This is a genomic window from Mycobacteroides chelonae CCUG 47445 (genome assembly GCF_001632805.1).
In the GTDB taxonomy this organism is placed as follows: Bacteria; Actinomycetota; Actinomycetes; order Mycobacteriales; family Mycobacteriaceae; genus Mycobacterium; species Mycobacterium chelonae.
This window is the reverse complement of sequence record NZ_CP007220.1, coordinates 914,256-940,052: the sequence shown is the minus strand read 5'-3', so window position 1 is coordinate 940,052 and position 25,797 is coordinate 914,256. Positions and strand designations below refer to the sequence as shown.

Sequence of the window (25,797 nt, the reverse complement as noted above, 5' to 3'; positions counted from 1 at the left end):
CGAACGCCTCGTTCAGGGCGCACTGCCGCCGCCCGGAAATCCGTTCTGTCCACCCCGGCCGGTGTCCCTCGCCCGCCGACGGTTCCAGATGGCTAAGGGATGTGCGTGTTGCGCTTTAGCTGATGGCGGACCAGAGAGTCAGTGGGGCGGCCGTTGTCTGCCAACGTCTCTGGCGGTTGCGCCAGCCGAAATGATCTAGGTGGTTGGTACTGCCCAAGATTTTCTTAGGTTTCTGATTGACCGAGTTTTGTCACGGCTTCGGCGGTATAGGTCGTTTTCATGTTGCCGCCGGGTGTGGTTTCGATTTTCATGATGGCGTTGATGCGGACACGGTCTCCGACTGCTAGTCCTCGGATGTGACTCGGGTCGATCCGTCCGAGCTTGACGGTGATGGTGTCGCCGTCGTCTTGTTTGATCAGCCAGGATGCGACAGCGCTGACGGTGAGGTACTCGCCGAGGATCTCGACGGACTGTTCGTCGAGGTTGGCGTGTTCAACGGTGGCTGCCATGTAGGCGGCCGCGGCCGCGGTGACCCGGACGCGGCGGGTGGTGCGCGAGGGTTGGCGCCAGTCGATATCGACGTCAAAACCGGCGCGTTCCAGTGTCTTTGCGAGGTCCCGTACGGCCGAGGCGGTGCGTGGCCCCATGTCTTCGAGTTGGCGCACGAATGCTGACTCCTGTTCGATGGCGCCAATGTCGATTCCCGCGGCGAACACATCGATTGCGGCGCCCACTGCAGTGTCGAGCATCTGATCACCGGGGTCCAGTTCGGAGAACATCCCCACCTTGCCCTCGCCATGCCCGGTTTCGTCGATCGCACTCACCGCAGGCGCCACCGTCAAAATAATTGACCCGGGTGCCGGCGATGCGGACAGCAGCAGATCCGTGCGACGCCGGACATCGGCATTGGCTTGCCTGCCGAGCGCTTTGTCGCCGGTCTGCGATGCCCCGACTGCGGTGGCTACACGTTGAAACCCAGTCATCACCCGTGCAACATCGTTCATCTTGGCCGACGACCCGGTAACCCCATCCCCGGTGATGCGAATGTTGCCCCGCGAAGTCAGGGTCCTTCCCAGCGGATCCGCGGCGATCAAGTCCTCTACCCCGATCCGCGTGAGATCGGCGGGGGTTGACCATTCCGGCACGCGAATGGCTGCCTCCGGGCTGGCCATCGCCGCCAGTATGGCGGCCGCCATCTGGTCGAGATCGCGATCAGGTGTAGTCATCGAGCGTCACTTCCAGGTATCCACGTCGCGGTAGAGCATCCAGGCGTGCTGGGGCCGAACCGGTAGGCCCGGATCGCCTCCTTTGCAGCACATCGTCGACCTGGCCGCGGGAGTACAGGTACTCGGCGTAGTAGTTGTCGTCGATTTGCGGGTCAGGTTGGCAATGCCAGGCTGCCAGTCGAGTATCCACATCGACACCGACAACTTTGTGGACTTCTCCCGGGGACGCGAAAGCGCGGAGCATATTATGGGCCTCTGGGTCGAGGTTGGCTTTGTCCAGCTCGAGGTCTTCGACCCAGTACAGACAGTGGATCGCGGGGGGTTCGGCGATCTCCGTGAGGAATGGTCCGTACAACCAGGCCGCGTTGACCGGGGTGTAGCGGCGGAGCAGGTTGGTGGTGGCCTGCCAGTCTCCCCACAGTAGGTGGCGGCGGGGCGGGTGGTTCTCAACGAACCTGGCGTAGATCTCTTCTTGAGTGACCCGGTATCTTCCGGGCGGCAACTGGCCGTCAATATCCAATTCGGGTAACACGGCCACCCCCTCTCTGAAGGGGGATGCTGTCACAAAGGACTCGCCCCCTCTAGGGCGTATTGCAAATTGCAGCCTCGGCGTTATCGGTTGGTGGCCATGGCGCGCCAGCGGTAACAGCAACGTCATCATCGGCGGCGGGTGTAAACAATGCCGCTACCGCCTCATCAATCGCGGCGATCACCCCGAGCGCCGCCCCCGTCAACTCTGCCTCATGTGCGACGGCGGTATCCGCAACCGCGGCGGCCAACCGGTCGCGCGCAGCCAGTAGTGTCCCGAAACCACGCTTCGGGGTGCTCTGCGGCACCAACTCTTCGGAGATGAAGGCGCGCAGCAACTCATCCAGTGCACGCCGCTGACGGGTGCTCATTCGATGTGCCTCGGCCGGGACTTGGTATTGCTCGGCTGCGGGGGGCCGCACTCCAGCGGCTGTGAATGCGGCCGTCTCGGGCACCTCGGCCAGGTAAGCGATAGCCCGGATCGAGGCGTCCGAGGGGCGGGAGGCGTAGGTGCCTTGCCGCAGCCGGTTCAAGGTCGCGTGCGATACCTCGTGGCCGCCGCGTTGGGCGATCTCGGCCAATCGCCGCCCTGATGCACCGCCGTGGCGCTGCACCGCCAACTCGATCAACTCGACTAACGATCTGCTGGTTGTCCCCATGATCCACCTGTTCGTGTCGGTCCCGGTTCGGCGTGTACACGCCTGCTACATCCATTGTTCTGACACTTGTAACGCGAGTCAAGCGCAACTCGCCGATATATATGCTCCAACAGCGAGCTAGCGCTGTGTAACATGTCTCATGTGTCAAGAGTCAATGACTTTAGGGGCGGTAGCTCGCTCGACCCCCTTGGGCCTGAGGCGTCGCCGCGACGAGGTCCGGGGCCACAGAGGTCGGCCAAGTGTGTGTTCGAGGTGCGCGAGGGTGCCGATATCGCAGAGCACCGTGCCAGCCAGGATGCGCCCGATCGTGGTGTGGGCAACGCCGCTGGCCAGCGCCAAGGGTCGTTGACCGATTCCAGTTTCGGCCATCGCCGCGCGCAATGCCCGCGCGACGTGCTGCGCAACAGCCGCCGCCGGCGGCGCATCGGCCGCCAGCTGCCCGTCTGGCCAGGCGCCAGCGGGCATGTACTCGGCGGGTGGTCGAACGCCGTGGCTGCGCGACACCACCCGACCATAGCGCCCAACACGGCACTCGACAGCCCATCGGCCGACCACCCGTACCATGCTGGTGCATTTACGCACCAGCATGGTTGGAGGATCACCGATGGACCAGCACCACAGACGGGTTGCGCGCGATGAAGAGCGCACAACTGGCCGCGCAGTTGAGCCTGCCGTTGCCGTGGGGGCCAGCCATGGCTGAGAACAGTGTGGCCACGTCCGTGGATCTTGTCGTCTCAGACTGGGCGGTGGATGGGGCGATGTCGGCGCAGACGCTGGACAAGTTCGCGTTGCTGGCACAACGGTTCGTGCGGTTCGCGGCCGCGCACGATGTGACGACACTCGATGCCGTCGATGACGGTTTAGTGGCCAAATTCGTTGCGGCCAAGGGCCGGTCCCGGCGCGGCGCGGTAGCGCCTGCGGCGGCGGCCACCATGCACAACCGCCGGGCGGCCTTGCGGGCATATTTTCGCACCGCGCGCCGGCTCGGCCTGGTCCTGCACGACCCGACCCTCGACATCAACGTGCCCGACCGGGAAACCGCGTCCACAAGGCCACTCACCGATGACGAGGCGGTGCTGGTGCGGCTGTTCTCCGAACACGCCACACCCACCCGGCACGCCGCCACGACCGCACTGCTGCTGGCCGGAGCGCACACAAACGAGCTCGGCCACATCCGCATCAGCGACGTCGACACCACCGCCAAGACCGCATGGGCGCACGGTTCGACCAAACACCGCGCTCGCGCCCTGCCGTTGGATACCTGGGCCCTCCGGGTCATCGACCAACGAATCGCGCATTTGACCGAACGCGGCGCTACTGCCGACACAATCTTTTGCACCGGCTCCGACGGCTCCGATGCGCAACGGCAGGCCAGAGTGTGCGTGACCGTCCGCGATGTCCTCACACGCGCAAGCCTGAGCACAACCACTGGAATCAAACCGTCCTCGCTGACCGCTCACGCCGCCCGGCAGGTCTTCGAAGAAACCGGCCGAATCGAATTGGCGGCCAAGCTGATCGGCTCCGGGTCACTTGATGGCACCGCCGCGCTCATCGGCTACCAATGGCGCCAAGACGACTGATCGCACATGTCTCTGCCGCCGCACCGCCCACGTCGCACCATCTATGGTGCCGACCGGATCGATCAATGGCGCCGCCAGCAACTCCACACCCCGGACGATCACACGCTGGTGGAGATCGAGAAAGTCCGCGCGATTGCCTCCGACCCAGCCCAATACGCCATCGCCGACCGCATCCCCGACCGCGAACCAGGCACACCGGGGCGGCCTCCGATGTACCCCAACTGGGTGCATATCGTCCACACGTCCCTGCACGGTGCGTTCGGCTCGGCCAATGCCGCCAGCCGGATCATGAACAGCCCCGACTACTGGGACATTATCCGCGGACACGCCGCCGACCACGACCATACCGCTCGTGCCACGCCCCCGAAACGCCACCATCACACCTACGCACAACCGAAGCTCGACCGACATATCGAGCAGCTGCAAGACGGCCTGCGCCAAACCGGCGCAGAACTGGCCCGCCGACTGGGCTGCCTGAACCCCAACAAGCGGGTATCGCGCACCGACCCCACCCGCGGCCAGTTCGTCGTTGGAGACGGCACCGTCGTGCCACCTCCGTACCGCAAGAAGACCGTCGAGCGACTCACCGCCGCCGGGCGCTGCCGCATAGTCGCTCACAGCGAAGTCCAAAACGGTGACGGCGCACCCGAATTCCGCTACGGCGCCAAATTCGCCACCCTGTCCGCCCGGCCAGACAACGCCCGGAACCTGCGTGCCATCCTCGACACCGCACCCGTCCCACATGGCAAGGGTTACAAGGGCGAGGCCGGCATCGCGATCACCATGCTCGACAATGTCATCGCCCATCCCGACCTGCGCGTCGACGGTATCTGCTACGACGGGGCCTTCCGCGGCACGCACATCAACCACGCCATGAAACAGGGCCTGACCGTCCTGGTACCACCACACTCGGGCACCGCCAAACCCACCTTCTTCACCCAAATCACGTGCACATGCCGCGATACTCACGACATCTGGACCCTCGACGGCCGCCTCCATGAACGCAGCATCATCGACACCGGCGAGATGACCTATGAGCCGCTGCCGGTCGACAAGATCTACTCGCGCCGCAACCGAGGCGGCACCCACCGCTGGTACATCGACTTCGCCACCACTTGCGGCACCGTCCAGTCCCGTCGCCTCGACAACACCGACGAGGATGACAAACGCGGCTACAACCGCGCCGAGCACCTTCGCCAGCACACCAAGACCGACACTGGCAAGAGCATCTATGACCGCTGCTACGGCTGGCGCGAAGACGCCGAATCACTCAACAACACCCTCGACCGCACTCTCTACGGCGGACGCATGACCGCCCACAGCCCCACCCGTCAGCACGCTGTGATGATCGGATTCGCGTTGGGCCGCAACGCCATCGCCCACTACCTCCACGGGCGCCGTCAAAAAATCACCACAGCCTAACCAGGCACCGGTCTATCCGCCGCCCAGTCACAAAAGCCCCACTGGACACGTCAGGCCCCACACGCACCGCCTGCAACAGAGCCGACTCACCACCAGCCGACGTCCAGAGCACCCCGACCGAACCGCTAGAGTTTTAGACACCTATTCACACAGGTCCCCCGCCCTCGGGGACCGGATGGAAACCCCGGCGGCCCAGGTCACGGTGGATCTGGCTTGGGAGTCGGGAACGCGACACTGCCGATTCCAGAACGCGTTACCGACCGAATCTTGTGCACACCTCAGGTGCGGTCAGTGGATGGGGTGTACTGCTGGCACTAACTGAACTTCTTCGGCGGCCCACCGGCGCGTCACTGGGAGAGCGTTATAACTTGCCACGGATAGCCGCATGCAGTGTCTGCTTGACTGATTCGCGGATCTTGTCGACGAACGGTCTTGTCCCCATCTCGAACGTCCCGTCGTGTCCGTGACTAGCTATGGCAGTACGAGTCGCCGCATGTTCTGGTTTCTCGCCAGCGTGCGGTGCTTGCCAGGTGCCATCGTGCGCAACATCGTTCCGTACTCGTACCCAGTGGCCAACTTCATCCCATAATTGATCGTCAGCATTCTTGCCTGCCAACTGCAACAACAACATGTAGACCTTGCCCTGTGCCTGCTTGGTTGTGTAATTACCCTTTCCGCTCTGGAACTTCCTCGGGTTGCCCGCCTCGTCGGCTATCACGGCGTTCGGCTGTACCACCGTGTCAGCGATTGCCTCGAGCAAGTTGAAGCAACGAAAGAACCGGTACTCCCAGCGGGGGTCACGTACGGCATCGGCGTAAAGCGACACCCAGAGCTGAGCCCGAGAATTTGCTTGCAACCCACTCCATGATTCCTGGAGGGCATGGACATCTTCGCCAGATATGACACCGCCGATCAGGTTCTCGCCGTACCCGCTGTGTTCGATCCAGGCTCCATGTAGCGCATACCGGCCATGTTCATTCCGACTCGCAATAACACCCGCGATGAGATTCGCTGCCGCACCTCGCTCCAGAGTCATCATGTCCAACAATTCCTTTATCACTTCGCGACCATGCGTCGATGCCGCGTCTGGATTCTCGGCCTGCACGTGGCATTTGATCAACACCGCTGGCCTGTTGCTTTGCATCTGCGCTAGCCACTTTTTCCTAGACAGCCACTGCGTAACGATCCCGTGGCTGCGGAGTATCCGATTGAGGACGGTGCGCACATCCTCGCCGAGAATCGTTGTCACAGGACTGAGCGAGATCCCTGGCACTCGCTGCGGTTGGGTGATCAGGAGATTGTCAGCGAGCGCAAGGATTAGAAACTCTGACGCGTTTTGTGGTGTGCTGGTTGCTCGAAGTGGCGCTGTGAAACGTTGCTCCCGCAGATTCTCGATCCGGGCAAGTTCGGCCAGTGCCAGCTCTCCGGTTACCCATTCGCCGTCACCCCGTTGGGGCTTAAGGAAGATCCATCGAGGATGGCCAATTTTGATGGCCCCCCAGGTCGGTCCGGTCTCGTTGATGTTGCCCACCTCCAGCAGAGGAGGGAGGCCGGGATCGATTTCCCACGCGGCACGCCATACGAGCGGATTGTCAGTCGATTTGAGTTCGAGGCTCGCACGCCATGCCACATCCACGGAGTCGTGCGCAAATATTGACACGGCTAGGCTCTTAACGGGCTGCGCGACCTGAACAGCCAGAATGGCTGTGCCGTCACGAGAATCTAGTCTCATATACGCGACGGGCACCTTGTGCATTCGTTCCTCTTCTCTGATTGACACTTGTGTCGGCACGAACCTCTGAGTCACCGCGGTTCCGAACCCGCCGCAGTGGCTCAGAGCGGCGATCTCTCGTGCTCCGAGACAATGCCTCGAAGCCATTCTTCAAGCGGCCGGATGGCGCGGGGCAGGGCCGTGCGCAAGCTCAGGTGCTCCCTTAGCAACGCGGACGGCAGATGCGGTTTCGCCTTGCCGGACTTTCTGTTCGTGGAATTCCAGCCCTTGGAACCAAGCCAAGAAGCCATTTCCTCCTTGCCCTGGGTCCCTTCCGCGAACCGTGTCGCGGTCGCGCTGTCAAGCTGATTCACGCCGTCTGGACCGAGTTTCTCGGCAAGGGCCTTCTGCCCGACGGTGTCGAGCAGAAGGCCCTCCAGATCAGATGCAAGCAGGAACACGTCCCAGGTATGGAGCTTGGCGTTCAGCTCGTCCTGCTGTTCTAGCGCCACCGTCAGGTTGGAAACGTGCTTGTCCGCCAGGACGCACAGCTGTGAGAGCACGCCTTGCGATGGCTGAGAATCCTTGGCCCTCAGGATCGCCAGCAGCTTGCGCTTGCTGTCGCCAGCTTTGTGTATCCCGTCTTTGTCGGTGATGCAGTAGGCCCGCACTCCGAAGAGCTGTGCGAGCCGGAGCAGACGCGGGATGTTGTCGATGCTCGACGCTTCAATCACGGTGATGCCGATGGCGTAGTGCCCGCCGGCCCCGCCTGTGATCCTCTCCAGTAGGTAGTCGATGAGCAGTTTGTCACCGTGCCCCTCGACGAGGATCACTGCGTTCGCGAAAACCAATTCGCTGTTGGTCGCGTCGCAGTCTCTCGACAGTCGCCCTTCTTCGGCTTCCGACAGTTCTTGTCGCCTCGCCTGGTAGTTCGTTCCGGACGGGCTCAGTGGCAGTCGGACGATGCGGCGGACGGAGAAGGAGTCCACGAGGACCGGGCTGTGGGTCGTCACGAGGAGTTGTGCGTCGCTGGAGATGTCCCGGAGGATTTTTGCCATCGCACGCTGAGTCTGTGGATGGAGGAACGCCTCGGGCTCCTCGATCACGAACACGACTTTGCCTGCCGTCTGGTTGCTCCGAGAGGCGACGTACCGAAGGATGCCGAGCACCATCGCGGACTGGAACCCCGTGCCGCGCTCAGCGATGGAGATCTCGATCTCGCCCTTGCTCGTGATGACGGCTTCGTTGAGCATTCCGCGCAGTGCGTGCCGGGAGTCTGGCAGCTTGATGCCGAGATCGCGCTCTCGGAACGGCAATTCGGAGGCGACTGCCTCGATCGACTCGCTCAGCACTCTGTGTACGAGTTCTTCGACAGGAGCGATCGCATTCTCGAATTCCTTCTGCAGCTGCGTCTTCCGTGAACCGCCCGAGCGGACCAGGACGCCTTCGAGGGTCTCGTGCAGACGAAGCAACGACTGGTCGTTCTCGCCTCGGTCTGTTTCGCTCACACGGACAGATGGGATCTTGACGAAGCTGAAGGTTTCTAGCACCCGTTGATAGATGTCGCTGGCGCGTGATGAATTGCGGCTCGTGTGGTAGCTGATCGTCCCGCCGCGAGTGCAAGAGATCTTGACCCAGAAGGTTCCGCTCCTCCTCACCACCGTGTCGGAAAAGGCCTCCACTTCCTCCGGGGTCAGACCAGCGAACTGCACCTGAATGCTCGACATCATGCGCGGGCCGCCCTGAATGTAGTAATCGTGTAAGGGTTTCAGCCGCTGGAGATCCGCTCTTGACGGGTCCGCGAAGAACGCCTCAAGCACACGGAGAAGTGAGGACTTGCCGGCGTTGTTCGGACCTGCGATGAGCTGCAGCTGGGGGTCGACTTCGATACTCAGCCTCTCAAACCCCAGGAACCGCTCGACGTCCACACGATCGATATGCACGCCGCTCAACCTACTTGCGGGGCGGCACGAACAGTGTCGTGTTCTCAATCCGTTCCGGGACTCGTCCGGCCACCCGTGTTACTAACGTGGCCAACAAAAGGAGCTGTCTCCGGGCTCAGCGGCTTTGTGTACGTGTCGTGATGCCGTATCCGAGACGGAGCGTCTCCCGAGAACTAACCACGTCACCAAGCGGTATCTCATCGGGTAAACCCGCCACACCGGCTGCGAATTCAGTGGACACCTACATATCGGCGTGCAAACCTCAAATCAAGAGGGAACCGCACGAACTCGACGGGGCCGTGCCACATCACACATCAGCAGGGGCGGAAATGGTTGGAAAGAACCACAGCGACGATGGCGTGAGCAATACGGACGCGATCTTGCCGTTCCTGCCGCCCGAGATCCGCCGCCGCCACGAAGGTTTCATCGAATACGTGAAAAAGGTGTGGGCGGCCAGGGCACGCGGCCAGCAGCCGCCACCCATGCCGCCCGGTCTGCCGCTCCAGCACGGCGAACTCCTCGAAGCCCTCGCCGCGCAGACACCCGAATGCGATCAACTCCTCAAAGCCCTGTCCCCTCGGGCCGCGATCCCCCTGGACATCGACCCCCGCATCCGCGGCGCGCTCACCACAACAGGGTTCCTCAACCGCGCCCGATGGGTACTGGCAGTCACCGCCACCGGGGACTCACTCGACCCGGCCCTGATCAACGACTACTACACCCGCGCAGCCCACTGGTGGCCGCTCAAATGGCTGGCCGACGTGTACCGCCCCGACGACACCGACGATCCCGACCTGGCGCTCGCGGTCGACGCGATGCCCGGCCGCTTGTTCATGGCGCGCACCAGCTCCATGGCCATCCGCTACCACTGGGCGTGCCGGAAAATCGCGACTCAAATTCTGCGCGAGATCCACGCCGACCCCGAATTCGCCTCCAGGCTCCGTGAATTCACGTACGGAAGCCTCGACCGGATCTTCGCGACCGTCTGCCGGTATCGCGACGGCGACCCGCCGATCGACCCCGTCGACAGCGGCATCGAGCTGGCCGAGCTGATGGCACAGGGCGAGGGCTCCCTCAAATACCTCTCGTTTGAGCAGGCCGCTGAGGATTACCAGATGGAGACCAAGCCGTTCGTGCGCTACGACGACGGCCTGCTGCCCTGCCCCGCGGGGCAGATCCTGTTCGCGCTGGAGCGTCCCCTGCTCGCCGCCGTCGAAACCCTCCTGAAACGACGCAAGGACGAGAACCCGCCGGCCAAGAAAGTCGCCGGCAAGCTCACCAAGGGCGAGCTCTACGAACGGGCCGTGCATGCCCTCATTACCGAAGCCATCGGCCACGAATGCCGGCCGATTCCCCACGGGCACAAGATCAAGGTCAAGCCTGGCGAAGATCCGACCGACGTCGATATCGCCCTGATCGGCAACACCGTCCAACTGCTCGGTGAGGCCAAGGCATACGAGACACCCAACCCCGGCAGCAGCGCAGCCAGCACCTACGAGGAAGAACTCAAGAAGGTCTACGAGCAGCTCCATCTGCGGCTGACCGCCTTGGACAACGGCGTCCCGCTCGTCGGGAACGACGACACCGAATACCACGGCACCAACGCATTGGGTCTCGGTGTGGTTCTGCACGCCTACAACAGCTCCCTGGGTGACCCCCGGATGCTCAAACGCGTGACAGGGCAAGCGGATACCACACGAATCGCAGTGGCCGACCTTCACGCCTGGCTGCTCGTCCTGCACGGCCTCGACGGAATCGATGACCTCCGCCGATATCTGGAATTCCGGGAAGAATTCCGCAAGATAGAGGCTTTTAGCATGGAGGAATGCGATATTGCGCTGCCCTACTTCAACTCCGACCTCGGCTTCCGCGACAGAAGACTAGCCGACATTAAACAGCAATACGCCCAACGTAAACCAGACGAAGTAACAATCGTTGGAGTGCTGACCTGGCAAGTGGAAACCGAGGTTGCGCTCGACACGAAAGCGCCGAAAGACCGGCGACTCTGGCGCCGCAAAATGTTCCGCGACTGCTACTAATCACGGATGTCAACACCAATCATGTTGGCCTAAACGGGCTCTTGTGTGACCAGGAAAGTGCAGCAGGCTCGCCTCCACGAGTTCACATAATGGAGCACCTCAGCGCTTCTGGGCGGGCCGGTCTCGATAGCCTCCGTAGTACAGATCGACACCGAACTTGTTCCGCATGATCCAGTCGTGAATCTTGATGTCCTCGCCACTGGCCTGACCGGGCAAGAAGCTAGGCGCCCACCGGTCGATGAGCGGCAGCCTGCCGAGTTCGGTGGGTGTGCGCGCAACGACAAAGGACGTTGCGCCGAAACTCATTGCGAACAGGAATGAGTCGGCGGCCAACTCGGGCCGAAATTTAGTCACCACGTAGTGATATCCGCTGTCGAGCAGCGATCGGGCGTTGTCACACCAGTACACCGAAACCGACGAGTCGGTCTCGCGGCCTTCCACGAAGTCAAACAGTTCTTGCCGGATTGACACGTTCGATACCGCCGAGAGCATAATCGCTGTCTTCACAGCCCAGCGCGAGACCAGGATTCGGTGAGCGGGGTCGGTGAGCATCTTGGTGTCGTAAAGCTCAGCGATTGGATCCTCAAGTTCGGCACCGAATGTCTTATTGCACGGTTCGCAAAGAATTTTTGCCGTCACCGGGGTTACCGCGAGGCGATCGGCGAGCCATTTCGGGGTGCAATGTTCGATAGTCAGTGACGTGGCGGCGGCGCAGTGCATGCAGGTGGATCGGGTGGCGCCGCGAGGAAATTGTTCGCGGTCACGGGTTGCATATCCGACATAGGTGTGGTCGTCGCCGGAATCGTCGCCGCCCACGAACACGCTTTCATAGAAGGGGTTAACTCTCTCCCAGTCTTTCGATTTCTCGCGGATACCGGCGTTGACCGTGCCGCGATGCGCGGCCAGGGCGGGCCTGCTAATCCCGCTACCCTCCTGGACGATAGTTCCGAAATAGCGGGTCTGGTCGCCATGTCTGATCTCGATGCCGAGAGTCTCAGTGAGCCTCAGGAAGTAGACGACTCTGGAGTCCAGTTTCAGTCCGCGCATCACAGTGCGCCGGGGTGTTCCGTGCATAGTGATGGTGAGTTTCTTGCCACTCAGCGAGAAGTTGCAGGATGTACTGACCCTGCGGTGTAGCGGAAATTCGAAGCTGTCATGTTTGAAGTTGGCCGGGATTCGATGGGCGCCCAGCGCCTTACCGAAAGCATCTGCCGCAATGGCGCTTTCGGCGTGGTAGATGGCGAACGGCGTGGCGAACGAGGCCTTCTCAGGGATGATGCTGACAACTGTGCTGAAATCGTCGCCTTTGTCCGTCACAGTGGCGTCAAACACGTAGACACCCAGAGTCAGCACGGCTCGGTTGATCTGTGTACTGCGCAGCCCGATCGAATGCTTCCGCTGACGTGCTATGTCCTCCTGGGTCGGCTCGCGTCTTTCCATATGGTCGATTCTGCTTCAGCCGGGTGACAGGGCACGACCCCCACCACCGTCGCCTATTCCACACCTTCTGGCAGCGCACATTATCGGTACCCGTTTGCGCGATGGGGCGCAGATCCCAGCACAAGAAGTCTCCGGCGGTGACGACCAGTTCGATCCGGTGGCGCAGTTCCTTCATCACTTCAAGGCTGCGTACCACGGCAGCATCCGGGTCTCTGCATACACGTCACATTCGATCAGCACTACCGGTCCGTTGCTTTGAGATCAGCGGCCAGCTAGAAAAGCTTCTGCCCCATATTGGACCCCAACGGTGAGCCGGAAGAATTTTCTTGAATATATTGACGGTGAATATCGAGCGACAGCGCTTCGGGATATACATAGTTATTATCAAGCTGGTGCTGCACTCGAAGCCATTCTCGCATCACTTCCTTATGTTCCTTGGGCACGATAATTGCCGCGCACTTGTTTGATTCGATCGGATGCGTCCTGCTCATCAAAGGGCCATTCACTCGATGCTCTCGATAGTAAGATTCGATCGAGTCCGTGTGATTTTCGATGACTATAGCCATTGTCGAATTATTGTTGTTTTCAATAACATTGGAGAAGAAGAATACGCCGCGTTGAATATGCTGCCGGGCTGTGAGGTACGGTGCATGAAACAGATTTACCTGGTTGTTAGACACGCCTCCGAAAGCGGTTTCTGGTGTTGCGCGGGTAAAAGCACGAACATATGCGGCGTTGTACGGCTGATAGCGGTAACAGATCAATACTCCGTCTTCATCATATGCGGAGGTGTCGAAACAAATCATTGCGAGGGCGGTGAGGAAATCTGAGGAAAAATCGAGAAGGGCTGTCGCTGCCCCTTGGTGCTGAAGATATGCCAATAGCTGCATATCCCCCAGGGCGGGAACCATATGCGGGAACAATCCGATTGCACGTGCTCCTGCCACTAAGTCGCTGGACAACCAAGCAACAGAGTCATTAGACAACTCCCCTTGATGCCTTACCCGTATTCGTCGATGTAAACCGGGTGCCATCTGCCAGGCGCGAGATTGTCCCCGCCAGTATGTTCTGGGGTGGTAGCTATCCCAAGCCCCCTCCTCGTACCGAAGGGCGAGCGAACTGATGACATCGATCCAATGGGCAAACGCATCCCCTCTACGAAGAGGCCCCGGATCGATGTATGTGAGGTCGGCAGGAACCATCATTAGTGAATCGGCCATGATGAAATCATATAAGTGATAGTAGATATCTGTCCACGGGTAGTAGCTGAATAGTATTCAGCTACGAAAAATCAGCTACTGATATCTTGTGTAGTAGCTCTTGCATTGTTGTACTCCGCTTCACACCTAGCGCCTCAAACGTGACACTTCTCTGGGCCACCCGAGTTTCAGTATGGTCGTAGAGCACCGGAATATAGTCCCATTTCGATCCCCCTATGACGACAACCGTGTATGGGCAATATGGCAAGACCTGATCTTCCAACCAGCCGACCGTATCTGTCAGTCTGGCAATGACAAAAAGGCGCTCCTGATCATCAGAACCCGGAAGTTGATCATGAAGTTCTCGCCGTAATTCGGATTTCTTTGAAAGGGTCTCAACAGTATCGGGATGGCCGATGGGATAGAATTGCGGAGTCAAGATACCCATCAAATTCTGAGACTCATCCCACCGATCTTCGTCTGCGTCGCCCTTCTGATGACGTACGGCATACATCGCTTTGCCATCAATAATCACCCGAGCCTCATGATGAACGCACCATTTCCTGAAACCATACCGAACGAGCTTTTCAACGACCCGATCGAATATGTCGTCCAAATCTTCGCTAGGTGACTTCTTCTCGTCAACACCTTGGGGCGAGTAGACACGAACAATCGGATTGTCCACCAACTGATCGTTGTTGAATGTCATCTCGGCAACAGCCACGATATGCGCCGAACCCAGTTTGCGTCCTGCCATCTCCTTGGCAGTGGGGGTCACCTTGGCAACTTTCCGTTTATCTCTTCGTGCAGCCGACGACTCTTCGCTGTTTTCCTGCGTCGGCAGATCGACTCTGGCGCTAGCGGCGGCAGCCGACCTTATGAGATCAAGCGAAACCTCAAGCGCCGCTGAGTACGGGGCATGCCGATCGGGCGGTAAGGAGACTTTGCCTCGCTCCCAATTCGAGACAGCGGTCTGGGGAGCACCGAGACGCCGCGCGAGCTGGCGCTGGCTCAGGCCTGCGCGTATGCGCAGTCCTGCAAGACCGGAACGCGCGGCTGGATCGAGGTACAAGTCGAAAACGTCGAGCCCGACGACCTGAGCAATTCGCGGAAGGTACTTGACAACAGGCGTGACACCGCCGTCTTCCCACAGACCCACAACCTCAACATTCGTGCCTACACGCGCCGCAAGGTCAGCCCGTGACAACCCGGCGGCTTCTCGTTGGCGAGCCAATCTCGGACCGTCGAACCGGCCAGGTGCAGTCGCGGTCATCCAGTGGCTCCTCCCGGGATTTCCCCAGGATACCAAGGCAAGAACACAAATAGAGAATAGACGAAGGGTGGATCTATGATCTACGCTCGATTATTGATTCACGAGGAGGTTCGCGTGTCTACGTCATAGACCCAGAAACAAAAGAAGCACCAGCCTAGGAACTGGTGCTTCTTTGAAGAACTTCGCCGGATGCCGTCCGGATTCTTTGCTATCCCAACTCCCGCAGGAGCCTAATGAAGAGTTTAGCATGCCCTGATCGCGGCTACAAGAACAATCCATGCGATTGGTTTTCCCTGTTCACGGCACATTTCGCGAGGAGCTCATATGTGCCCGTAAGCGCAGATATGGCGTCACTATGACGTCAGATGATCCTTCGCAGCAGCACCTCAAGCTGTCGCTGCCGACCAGCCTGCCGGACGCGATCGACGCAGCAGTCCGCATATGGGCTGAGTCCACTAATGCGGGCGCACTATCTCCACAGACACTCGACAAGCTCACCTCCATCGCAGACCGTTTCCAGCGCTTCGCGGCAGTTCACAGGATCGCCACTCTCGACGATGTCACGCCGGACTTGATCAAGAAGTTCATCGTCGCGCGTGGAAGAAACCGCTGCGGGCTGGTCTCGCGGACTGCCGTAGCGACCATGCACAACCGGCGAGCAACTCTTCGTGCCCTTTATCAGACGGCGCGGCGCGAGGGCCTGACCCTAAACGACCCAACCAGCGACATCATTCTTCCTGCTCGAACAGCGTCATCTCGTCGCCCAGTCTCCGAGGATGAAGCAGCGCTAATACGTATGGCCTGTCAACACGGTCCGAGCACTCGTCACGCAGTGACCGCTGCGCTCCTCCTGGCAGGAGCACACACTTCAGAACTCGGGCACATCACCGCCGCCGACGTTGGGCTGCACGCCGCACATGTACAAGCACACGGGTCGGCCAAACATCGCGCGAGACGGCTACCCCTTGATACCTGGACCATTCGCATTATCACCGAACGAGTCTGTTACCTAAGCAATCCTCTTCCCGAGGGCCACCAGTCGCCAGTGCTGTGTACTGCCGCGACAGGCAGCGACGCACATAAGCAAGCGCGGGTGTGTGTGACGGTTCGCGAGATCCTCACGTGGGCAGGCCTATCCGATGATCTGAGCATCCGCCCTTCTTCACTGACCGCTTATGCCGCCCGCCGCGTTTTCGATCGCACCGGGCGGGTCGAGGCCGCCGCCGCTCTCATCGGCTCTCGCTCACTTGACAGCACCGCTGCACTCATCGGCTACCAGTGGGTTGCGGGCGATGTATGACAACGAATGGACCCCCAGTCACATCGATTTTGTCGAAGCGATCACCGCCAACCCCGATATCCACCTGCTCGCCGACACCCTCACCACTTCGCGCCTTGGGGAAGGCGGCCGCCCGAGCACCCACCCGGTCGTGGTTTACGTCATCTACATAGCACTTGCCGGAGTCCTGGGCTCGCATCGTAAGGCCGCCAGCACCATCGCCAACCGACACTGCTGGAAGATTATCCGCGACAGCGTCTATCTCACCGCCGGAATCGATCTGGGCAGGCTGCCGCCGACCCGCAACATGTGTGAATACCATCGCGGCAAAATCAGCACGCAGGTCGAGGCCATCGCCGAAAAGTACCGCGACCTCGCCATCGCCCAAGCCCACGAACACGGCTGGCTCAATCCTGCAGCAGGACGTTCAACCAGCAATCCGCACCGCGCCAATTTCGTAGCTGCCGACGGAAAAGTCGCTCCCTCACCAGTTTCCGAGAAAACAGCACATAAATGGCGAGGACAAGGCCGTCACCTCAACGCCGACCGCCACACCCAAGGCGGCGATCCTGAACCGGTATTCGGTGCCAAGTTCTGGCTCGCCGCCGTCCGTGCCGATGACCGACGCAACGACCAAATCATTCTCGACATCCGGCACATCGCCAAATGCGATGGCGGCGAAGCCGCAATCGCCACCGCAGCCCTGGAAATTTTATCCACTAAAACCACTGGGCTGCACGGAGTCTGCTACGACGGCGCGCTCCGAGGAATACACCTAAACCGACTCATCAAACGCGGCCTCACCGTATTCTGCCCCGCCCACCGCGGCACCAAAGCCACTCCCACAGCCACCGTCGTCTGCAGTTGCGGTGACACCCATGAACTGTGGACAAAACGCGGCGAAATCTGCGAACACCACATCCTCGACACCGGCGAAACCACCGACATCCCCAGCCCCGTGGCCAAAAGATTCTTTCGCCGCAACGCCGACGGCACCTTCCGTGAGTACATCGAGATCGCTCTAGCCTGCGGCACCGTCCACACCCAACGCATGGACATCACCGACGAAGACGCCAAACGCCACTACAACCGCGCCGAGCACCTGCGCCAATACGTCAAAAACGGCACAGACGGCATCTACCGCCGGTGCTACGGCTGGAGAGAAGACGCCGAATCGATCAACAACCTCATCCAGCAGACCCTGCACAACCGACGCATGATCGCTTACTCGGCGGCTCGCCAGTATCTGGTCATGCTCGGGTTCGCTATCGGTCGCAACAGCCTGGCTCGATGGCTACGTCAACAACAAACCTCATCCGACACTTAACCGGGCCGACAATCCATCGTCTCACTGTCCCACTCACCGCTCTGACCCCCTCGGGCCGCTAAGCTGTCTCCGGGCGCCCTCTCCCCTGTAGGGTGCGCAAAACGATCAGCGGACCACACAAAATCAACCGACGAACGCCCAAACCGATATCGTCATGGGTTTTCATCCACGATTCCATCCGGTCCCCCGCCCTCGTAGCTCAGGGGATAGAGCACGGCTCTCCTAAAGCCGGTGTCGCAGGTTCGAATCCTGCCGAGGGCACTCCTTCCGCTACTTCGCACCGTTTCACTCCCGCGTGCCGAAGCGCACACGGCCCCGCAAGAGTTGACACAGGCCTACAGCCCCACAAAATTCCGCCTATTCAAGCTGAATTAAATAAAGAGCGCCACCAATTTCTATTGCTATTGATAACTTCGCTCCAAAGACACGATCCCCACGAGTAACGTGCCCCTGTACATCCACCAATCCGCATAGTCAGGCTCCTTCTTCCGCAATACCATCGAACAGCCGCGATCTGCAGCGGACGCGGCGGCAAGACCTTGCCCTTCATCCCAGTTGGTTACATACACGGAAGTATCTCTATTCTCGTCGTAATCTGAGAGCTGCAGCCGATAATATGCTCTCAATTTTCGCCTCTATCCCGTAAATGAGACGTATCGCGAAAGACAAACCGCGCACATCCAAGTACGCGGCCCACCGCCTCTAGTGACACACCCGATTGCGGAGCCATATCGCTTAACGTGCCACTACTGATTTGCGTTCTATTCAGGTCAATTGGACCCATTGAATTCTCTAATTTATCTGCGGAGTATGACGACGATGGGCGTGCTTGCACGGGATCACTGCCCGCATCGGTATTCTTTGTCCGCAAGGTAGCCATGAGGATGAAAACGATCAACGAAAGCCAGAAAAGCAGTTCCATTGCCTCGGACCAACAATACGCAGCACTACCCCATCCCGGTACTGTGCCTATCATAGAAACCCGTTCGACGTCAGGCCCCTGTCTGACACTACGCTGTACTCGATCATGTAAATGATTATTATCGCGATTACGCACGTCCTACGTCCACATTTACAGATCAGCGCCATGACTATCCATGAATTTCCAATCGCATCCATTTGGAGCATGGTTTACCTGCGGCATTGCTATTCTTGCGGAGCTCAGACATACGAGGACTGCACACCGAATGGCCCTCATTATTTCAAGATATAAAGAAACGCCTCGACTGGCCGTTTATCATCGATAGCGTGTTGACGGGCGAGCGATCATCAACAGCATTCCTGCACATACGACGACGGCCGCGAGTGCAAAAACGGTGACGATTCGCCGTATTGGCACTGTGGCAATATTCTGAGTACCGCTGACTCGGTTTTCCTGTTTACGTACGGCGTCGCACCACAGCTTACGAAAAGTGTCGACGTCGCCGTCCAGCTGACGCACAACCAGATGGAGGATCTCCCACGACGGGATCGCTCCGGGCGCGAAGGCCTTGGCGACCGTCGTGTGACTGCACCCGATAGCCCGGCTGATGCTGCGAAAACTGGGCCGGCCGGCCATGAAACGCAATTCGGCTAGTTCAGCATTTAACGGGTAGACATGTGCGTCAGGCATTGTTCGAAAACTTCTCTACTGCCAATTTCGTGCTGCCAGGGGCGAATCGACCAGCACCGCATTTAGCCCAATCTTGCGGGCCAGACGAAAATCATCCTCGGTTTTCACTGCAAAACCAATCGTCTTCATGCCAGCATGCTGAGAGTTGAAACACTCAATAGAGCTAGGGTCCCAGAGCTCAGCATCGACTTGGGACACCCCCGTACCCAACGTAAATTTTTCAGACACGACGACATCGCGATGGAGCTCAAAACCAGCCCACCTTCCGGTGCTTGGCGCTGGCTCACACCGATGGTTCAGTGCCATGTTCAAGAGACGCTGACGAGTCATATCGCGACTTTCGGCGACCTTTAGACCACTCTGGGCCGCTAATGCAGACACTTCGGCATCTGTCGAATAGATAACTGATCTCTCTACAGCGGCAGCCTTGACCAGCACCCGGGAGACCGCGTCCACCAGGGGCTGAGCCGGCATCTGCTTCAGGTCGAGAAACAGCGGCATACTCGGCGGGATCGCGCCGATCGCCTCCTCTAGGGTCGGTATCTGGACCGGCTTTTGACGATAGGGGTTGACGTCCCCTCTGACGAAATTCCACCCCGCATTCAGCTCCTTCAATTGCTTCACCGTCTGGGCGTCCACCCGCCCTCTCCCATTTGTCAACACTGACAGGTCAACCGGGCGATACAGCACCGGTATCCCGTCACCGCTGACCTGGACGGTTACCCACATCCCACCGACACCTGATTTTTGAGCATTAGCAATTGCCAGAAGTGTGTTCTCCGGGTAATCGGCGGTACCGCCGCGGTGCGCGATCAGCATTGGCCTGGAGTCGACATCGACAGGGAGCTGATCGTTGCTTGGTGGCGCTATAGTCTCCGCAAATGTCGCATGCCCATTTTCGTCGCCGGTGTAATGACCACATCCGGCCACTGCGAATGTCATAACCATAAAACCAGAAGCTAAAAACCACGCACCAAGCATTTACGGATCACCTCAAATTGGAAAGCAGTGCGGTTCATTCAACACCGCGCCGGGAGTGCCTATACGAAGGGTAGGACACAAAGTGTCATGCTGTCAACGCGGTGTTTAAGCGTAAATTTCTTACGTCGGCCAACATTTCAGCGCACTAATCTCACGCTAATGCAGATCCGTCGATTGAAAGCTGAAATCATTCGGTCCGCAAAGATGCACTGCTGATCGATTGTCAGCCGAACCATGCGCCTTTAGTCGCCCGTCGAGTGCTTTCCGCCACTAGAAGCCGATCCGCCATGGGCACCCGAACCTTCCGAACCGCCGCCCGCGCTCGAACCACCACCGGACGACCCATCGGGCGCGCGATGCTTTCCACCCGACTCACTGGGCGAAGCCACCTTGACCTTCACCTTGTTAGACGTACCCGAGGACTCCTCGTGATGCCTACCGCTGTCGGAGTCCGGCTTGGTCTTGTTTCCCTTCGACGAACCAGCCGCATCGGCAGGAGCCGACTTCGCACTGTCGGTCTTCGTTGAGGTGGCGGATTCATCGGTGTTGGTCACCGTAGAGGTGACCGCACCCCGCGTCTGCTTGATCGACCCGGTAGCCGAATCCTTGAGCGCACTGTTCGCCTTATCGACCTTGTCCTGCAGCTTCTCCTTCACGACCGGCTTGACAGGCTTCCCCTTATCTTTGGAGGCCTCCTGATGCTGACCAGAGTCGTTGTTCCGCTTGCTCTGAGAAGGCTTGGACCCAGCATCCACAACCGGCTTAGCGCTGTCAGTCTTCGCCGCCGCGGCAGATGCATCGGTAATGGTTACCGTGGAAGCGGCGACGCTGCCGGTGTCCTGGGTGTCAGTCACCTGCTTCTTGAGTGACTGGTCTACTTTGTCGCGCAGCCCTTCCTTGACTGCTGGCTTGAGCCGGCTGTCCCTATCTTTCGTGTCCGCCTGAGGCGCGGCCTTGAGGTCTTCTTTCGTGGTGTCCTTAGCCGATTCGGCAGCGTGCTGCGCCGAGGACTCAGTGTCCACAACCACACGTGGTTTCGATGCGGAAGGCGCTGCGGACGAGATCTTCTCGAGCGCCGACGCGGCGTCGCCGTTGACAACGGCAGCTTCTTTTTCCTTGCCTGATCCGTTGGTGCCCAGCACGTGCGAGGCAACGTCCGGTGTTCCGGCGGTGAGCTGTTGGGGCGTGGGTAGCGTTTCCGGCATCGCAATCAGCGCCGCGGTGGAACGCGCCGCCACTGCGTGAGCACCCGCGCTCTGCACTGCTCCGACAAGCCCGTTATCCAACGACTTAGTTGATTCGTTGATCGCACGATTCGCATCGAACAGTGGCTTGCTCACATCGATGTTCAGAGCCCTCACCGCGGCACGCCCCTGGTCGATCACTTTGTTCACCTGAACTGTGGCAGCGTCGAGTGCATCGGCCACCGGCTTGAGCATGGTCTGCGCCTGGTTGAACATGGGGTTGGCGATGCTCTTGAGCCGGGTCAGTCCCTCGCGCACCGCGTGAGCCACAGATATGACCAACGCGTTCTTATAGATGGCATCCCCAAGTGCGCTGTTACCGAACAACGTGAGTCTCTGCTTCTCCGGGCTCAGCAGGTTATTGCTGAAACCGTCGATCAGCGCGTTGAACACCGTCTGCGGGACTTCAAAGCGCTGCGCCCAGTTGATGTTGGTCGGGGCCCTGAAAACATCCGCTTGCACACCGGCCATATCCATACCGCGGGTAAAGGTCATCACGCCGTTGGCGTCGGTGGTGCCCTTGACATCTTGGTAACCAAGCGCGACCAGCTGGGTGAGCACACTCTCAAACGAGTCGGCAACGGGTGTGGTGATGTCCGCCAGGCCCGTGTATCCGAGTAGGCGAGGCAGCATGTGGAAGGGCTCGAGGAGCGGAAGGTTACCCGAGTCATAGGTGACGTAGGTGGAGATGCCCTGCACTGGGAACTTGAAGTCAGCGCCAAGGATCGACCGGAAGACCGGCCCCAGAACCGCATTCAGCGCACTGTTCAGGGGGCCATTCACCACATCGAGGATCGTGCCCTGGGTAAGCAGGTGGAGCCCCTGTCCCCCCGTCGGATCAGCAGTGACCAACCCTGCGTTGATGAGCCCGGGAAGCAACTGACCGACAAGGTTGGCGGCCGCCGGGACTGCCTTGTCCTTATCGGGGATCAGGTAGGTGGGCATGACCACACCCGCGACAGAATTCGCCCAGGCAAGTGGATCGAGCGTCGACGGAGCGTCCGAAAGTAGGTCGTACTTCCACCCGACATCGGTGACGGAGATATTGAGAACCTTGGTGGCAAGACCAGCATTGGCCCCTGCATTCGTGTAGCTGCCCGCGCCGGGATTATTGAGATTCAGCCCGAACAACTCCGAGATGGGGGTGACCATCGCCATCAGGCCGCCGCCAGGGCGCGACGTATTGCGAAACAGCACAGCGACAACGCCAGTCACACCGTGCTTATCGTCCCCCCACAAGGCACTGTCGGACTCGACGTCTTTGATCATCTGGCGTAACGCAAGCGCGTTATCGGTGCCGCCGAGACCATCCCCGAGAATGAATGCACGCCGCTGGTTCAGTACCGTCAGCAAATCATTGCCGATCGCGCTAATACCGGGAATCCAATTGATCCACGGGCTATTGAGAGTATCTACAACGCCTTCAAGGCCACTGAAAGCGCCCATGCTGTAACTGAGCTCGTTCACGGAATCGAAAACGCCCGCCGGCCCGAAACCGGGCACCTTAGGCTCGACAGGACTGATCGTGTTCAGCACGTCCAGCAGCGTCTTAACCGCCGAGGACAAACTGGGATCGTTAAGCAACCCCACCGCGTTAGTCAGGACTGCATCCGGGCTGCCGACCCCGGCAAGGCGCAACGCCTGGAAGACAGGCCCCACCCCGTAAACGCCCACCATCGAGGCAAGTTGAACTTCCAGACTCATCGCACGTGGAGCGGGTGCTACCGCGGCCTGGGGCTCGGGGCGTGAGAAATCGACGGTGGTCGGCGCCGCCACACCGACTGTCAGCGCCGTCACTGTCACCAGCGCCGTCGTCGCCAACATCACCCGCGACGTAGAAAATGGCAGGCGGGCAGGCACCGGCGCGCCGGCAAGGACCTGCTTCCCCGATCGCTTGGGAACGTTATTCGACGACCGAACATCCCGACCCGACATAAGCACGACACCTCTCCTCAGAAAATTTGAGCAGCGTTGTACGCCGAAAGTCCCACTGGCCATTGAGAAATCGACAATGCCTATTCGCAGCGAATTTGCAAGGAACGCCCCGTACCACAGCCATGTGCAATCAGCATCTGGTACTCGAGGGAAAGCTCGTCGCCAGTTAGGGGTACCACCCAAGGAACCGTAGGACACAGAGTGTCATGCTGTCAACGATGTGTTCTGGCGCTAACACGCATTTACCGATTGAATGCGGTGACCATTCGGTCCGCAAAGAACCTGATCGAAAGATTGTGCGCCACAAGGCCGCACACCAAAACTCGGGAAGCCCTATGGGCCATCGACCGAGTATCAGTACGCGCCCTCGCTGCGCACCACCGCGCCGACAGTCCGGGAAATGATGCGTATATCGAGCCCCATGGACCAGTTGTCGACATACGAGATGTCGTGACGGATAGATTCATCGACGGAAAGATCGTTACGGCCGCTGACCTGCCATTGGCCGGTAACACCCGGTTTCACCAGGAGCCGTCGCCGCATCGTCTCGTCATAAGCGTCGACCTCCCGCTGCACCTGCGGCCGCGGCCCGACAACGCTCATGTCACCGAACAGCACGTTGAAGAACTGGGGCAGCTCATCGAGGCTGTACTTCCGGATGAACGCCCCCACCGGGGTGATGCGGGGATCTTCCTTCGCCTTGAAGAAGACGGGCGTGCTTCCTGCCGAGTCGATCATCGCCGCGGTATCGCGGTCGGCGCCCGTGTACATACTGCGGAACTTGATCATCCGAAATGGGACGCCGTCCAAGCCGATTCGTTCAGACACATAGAGCACCGGCCCGGTACTGGTGAGCTTGATGGCCGCGGCAATCGCGAGCATCACCGGCGCGGTGGCCAGAATGGCGGCCGCCGCGAACGCCATGTCGAATGCCTCCTTCGACATCGATCGGGCCCGGCGATGGCCCGGGGCGAGCATCTCCAGCATGTGGACCCGCTCCAGACCCCGCTCCGCTGTCGTCACGACAGTCTCATCCACGTCCCCCGGCGATGCCGCGAGCTCGATTCCCAGATCTCCGAGCTCGCAGGCCAGCACTGAAAGCTCCTTGCGTCCAAGCCCATTGGTCATCGCGACCGCGACGATCTGGGCCGATGTCCGCTGCGCAGCCTCGACCACGTGGCGGTCATCGCCGACGATCGGCACCCGGTGATCACCTACTTCAATCGCCTGCCCCCCGAGCCAATGCTCAACTCCGGGGGTGCACGCGCCGACAACCTCGAAGCCACTATCCCGGTGACGACCAAAGGCGGTAACCATCTCCCGGACGGCATCGTGATCGCCCGCCAGCAGCACCGGGGTCCGGCCCGCCGAGCCCCAGATACGCCGCAGCCCATACCGAGCGACCAGTATGCCCAGCAGTCCAAGCGGTATCTCGATGACCAGATGCCGAATATCGATCAGCTCGATGCGCGAGATGAGATAAGTGAGCAGCACGATCGTGAACAACTGGAACGTGACGCTGACGACCGTCTGCCATTGCTGCAAGACCGCCCGCAACGCCTTTCCCGGGCCGACCGTGTGCAGCGAGAGTGCAGCAAACCACGTGACGGCGATCACAACATCTGTTGCCGCATACCAACGACCTAGGTCCTGCCGACTGGACAGCAGATGATGCGCGAGCTGATACGAGACCAGCGACGTGAGAGCGATGGCCACCAGGTCAGCCGCCGGCGCCCATCGTCGGTGCAGGTAGAACAGCCCTCCGGGGCGCGCTTCTACCCTCCGTTGAATTCCGTCACTAACGACGCTCTTCAAATCCATAAGTGCACTTGACCCGTTCGTTCATATCGGTTGATTCGTATGGACGATTTAGGCAATTGAGCCCGACCTATTTACGTGTAGAGGTTTCCATAACGACCAAAAACACGCCACGTGATGACTGTCACGCTACTTCACCCATCGCAGCGCCACAAATGAAAGTTTTATTGCAGGGAAATAAGAATCATCTAATAAACATCTCCCGCCGACACCCTTTGCTAATCTTCACGCCAATCACACAACGCTCACCGGCAAGTAACATTTTCATAACATAGCCAGGTCAGGCTGATTCAGGCAACGCGGAACGCGCCCGTCCCTGCCCGCCACAGCGTTATCTTGAACACTACGCGCCTGCCAGTTGCGGGCAAATTAAAGGCAAGGTCAAACCCAACTTTCAGTGAGCGAAACCTCTGCCTCAGGTTGCGGAGCACCAGCGGTGTGTTGCAGGCTAGAGACGAGTCGGCTGTCTGGCGGCATGAACTAGGCGCATCGAAACATCGGTGCGCACATGAATTTCGCATCCGAAGAGCATCGTGCTAGTCGGAAATATTGTTTGGCCCACTCCGGCATTATGAGCATCA

18 protein-coding genes and 1 tRNA gene are annotated in these 25,797 nt (G+C 59.8%); 6 read left to right on the top strand and 13 right to left on the bottom strand.

From position 1 onward, the window contains the following. Positions 1-224 precede the first annotated feature (224 nt). From BB28_RS04630 to BB28_RS25470, 4 genes are all read right to left on the bottom strand, one after another. Positions 225-1,226 (bottom strand): hypothetical protein, encoded by a 1,002-nt coding sequence (locus BB28_RS04630; RefSeq protein WP_165690382.1) that lies wholly within the window; start codon positions 1,224-1,226, stop codon positions 225-227. After that, complete coding sequence (locus BB28_RS04625) at positions 1,213-1,791, bottom strand: DUF6932 family protein (protein WP_225421987.1); 579 nt, start codon at positions 1,789-1,791, stop codon at positions 1,213-1,215. The genes BB28_RS04630 and BB28_RS04625 overlap by 14 nt, the downstream gene beginning before the upstream one ends. A gap of 16 nt (positions 1,792-1,807) precedes the next feature. Then, positions 1,808-2,413, bottom strand: coding sequence for a hypothetical protein (locus tag BB28_RS04620; protein ID WP_046252697.1), 606 nt, complete (start codon positions 2,411-2,413; stop codon positions 1,808-1,810). A 144-nt stretch (positions 2,414-2,557) separates the two neighbouring features. Further along, a complete protein-coding gene (locus BB28_RS25470; RefSeq protein ID WP_225421986.1) occupies positions 2,558-2,917 on the bottom strand; it encodes a helix-turn-helix domain-containing protein in 360 nt (119 codons plus the stop codon). 131 nt (positions 2,918-3,048) lie between these two features. On the opposite strand from BB28_RS25470, the gene BB28_RS04610 reads away from it, so the two are divergent. After that, on the top strand, positions 3,049-3,993 hold the full coding sequence (locus BB28_RS04610; protein WP_225421985.1) for a tyrosine-type recombinase/integrase: 945 nt from the start codon (positions 3,049-3,051) through the stop codon (positions 3,991-3,993). 6 nt (positions 3,994-3,999) lie between these two features. Continuing rightward, complete coding sequence (locus BB28_RS25465) at positions 4,000-5,415, top strand: hypothetical protein (RefSeq protein WP_225421989.1); 1,416 nt, start codon at positions 4,000-4,002, stop codon at positions 5,413-5,415. 361 nt (positions 5,416-5,776) lie between these two features. On the opposite strand, the gene BB28_RS04595 is transcribed toward BB28_RS25465, so the two are convergent. Then, positions 5,777-7,171: a hypothetical protein gene (locus tag BB28_RS04595; protein WP_046252694.1), complete on the bottom strand. Its 1,395-nt coding sequence runs from the start codon at positions 7,169-7,171 to the stop codon at positions 5,777-5,779. 77 nt (positions 7,172-7,248) lie between these two features. Further along, positions 7,249-9,069: an ATP-dependent nuclease gene (locus BB28_RS04590; protein WP_046252693.1), complete on the bottom strand. Its 1,821-nt coding sequence runs from the start codon at positions 9,067-9,069 to the stop codon at positions 7,249-7,251. Between the two features lie 380 nt (positions 9,070-9,449). On the opposite strand from BB28_RS04590, the gene BB28_RS04585 reads away from it, so the two are divergent. After that, positions 9,450-11,108 carry a hypothetical protein gene (locus BB28_RS04585; protein ID WP_126315368.1) on the top strand — a complete coding sequence of 553 codons (1,659 nt, stop codon included), beginning with the start codon at positions 9,450-9,452 and terminating at the stop codon, positions 11,106-11,108. Between the two features lie 99 nt (positions 11,109-11,207). On the opposite strand, the gene BB28_RS04580 is transcribed toward BB28_RS04585, so the two are convergent. The 3 genes from BB28_RS04580 to BB28_RS04570 form a co-directional block, all read right to left on the bottom strand. Continuing rightward, positions 11,208-12,548 (bottom strand): hypothetical protein, encoded by a 1,341-nt coding sequence (locus BB28_RS04580; protein ID WP_046252691.1) that lies wholly within the window; start codon positions 12,546-12,548, stop codon positions 11,208-11,210. Positions 12,549-12,820: 272 nt separating this feature from the next. Continuing rightward, positions 12,821-13,768 carry an FRG domain-containing protein gene (locus BB28_RS04575; RefSeq protein ID WP_081252206.1) on the bottom strand — a complete coding sequence of 316 codons (948 nt, stop codon included), beginning with the start codon at positions 13,766-13,768 and terminating at the stop codon, positions 12,821-12,823. A 61-nt stretch (positions 13,769-13,829) separates the two neighbouring features. Then, on the bottom strand, positions 13,830-15,020 hold the full coding sequence (locus BB28_RS04570) for a helix-turn-helix domain-containing protein (RefSeq protein ID WP_075874102.1): 1,191 nt from the start codon (positions 15,018-15,020) through the stop codon (positions 13,830-13,832). Positions 15,021-15,375: 355 nt separating this feature from the next. Here BB28_RS04570 and BB28_RS04565 point away from each other — a divergent pair, with 355 nt between their 5' ends. The 3 genes from BB28_RS04565 (at position 15,376) to BB28_RS04555 (ending at position 17,887) form a co-directional block, all read left to right on the top strand. Continuing rightward, on the top strand, positions 15,376-16,320 hold the full coding sequence (locus tag BB28_RS04565) for a site-specific integrase (RefSeq protein WP_046252688.1): 945 nt from the start codon (positions 15,376-15,378) through the stop codon (positions 16,318-16,320). Then, positions 16,313-17,626, top strand: coding sequence for a hypothetical protein (locus BB28_RS25460; protein ID WP_225421983.1), 1,314 nt, complete (start codon positions 16,313-16,315; stop codon positions 17,624-17,626). The genes BB28_RS04565 and BB28_RS25460 overlap by 8 nt, the downstream gene beginning before the upstream one ends. 188 nt (positions 17,627-17,814) lie before the next feature. After that, positions 17,815-17,887: transfer RNA gene (locus tag BB28_RS04555), tRNA-Arg, on the top strand. 976 nt (positions 17,888-18,863) lie between these two features. Here the strand turns inward: BB28_RS04555 and BB28_RS04550 are convergent. The 4 genes from BB28_RS04550 to BB28_RS04535 form a co-directional block, all read right to left on the bottom strand. Continuing rightward, positions 18,864-19,238 (bottom strand): hypothetical protein, encoded by a 375-nt coding sequence (locus tag BB28_RS04550; protein ID WP_046252687.1) that lies wholly within the window; start codon positions 19,236-19,238, stop codon positions 18,864-18,866. A gap of 15 nt (positions 19,239-19,253) precedes the next feature. After that, positions 19,254-20,219 carry a glycerophosphodiester phosphodiesterase family protein gene (locus BB28_RS04545; protein WP_225421982.1) on the bottom strand — a complete coding sequence of 322 codons (966 nt, stop codon included), beginning with the start codon at positions 20,217-20,219 and terminating at the stop codon, positions 19,254-19,256. Between the two features lie 242 nt (positions 20,220-20,461). Further along, positions 20,462-23,398 carry a hypothetical protein gene (locus tag BB28_RS25680; RefSeq protein WP_085230441.1) on the bottom strand — a complete coding sequence of 979 codons (2,937 nt, stop codon included), beginning with the start codon at positions 23,396-23,398 and terminating at the stop codon, positions 20,462-20,464. A gap of 354 nt (positions 23,399-23,752) precedes the next feature. After that, entirely contained in the window at positions 23,753-25,219 is a 1,467-nt protein-coding gene (locus BB28_RS04535; RefSeq protein WP_046252686.1) for a sugar transferase, read from the bottom strand. Positions 25,220-25,797: the final 578 nt, after the last annotated feature.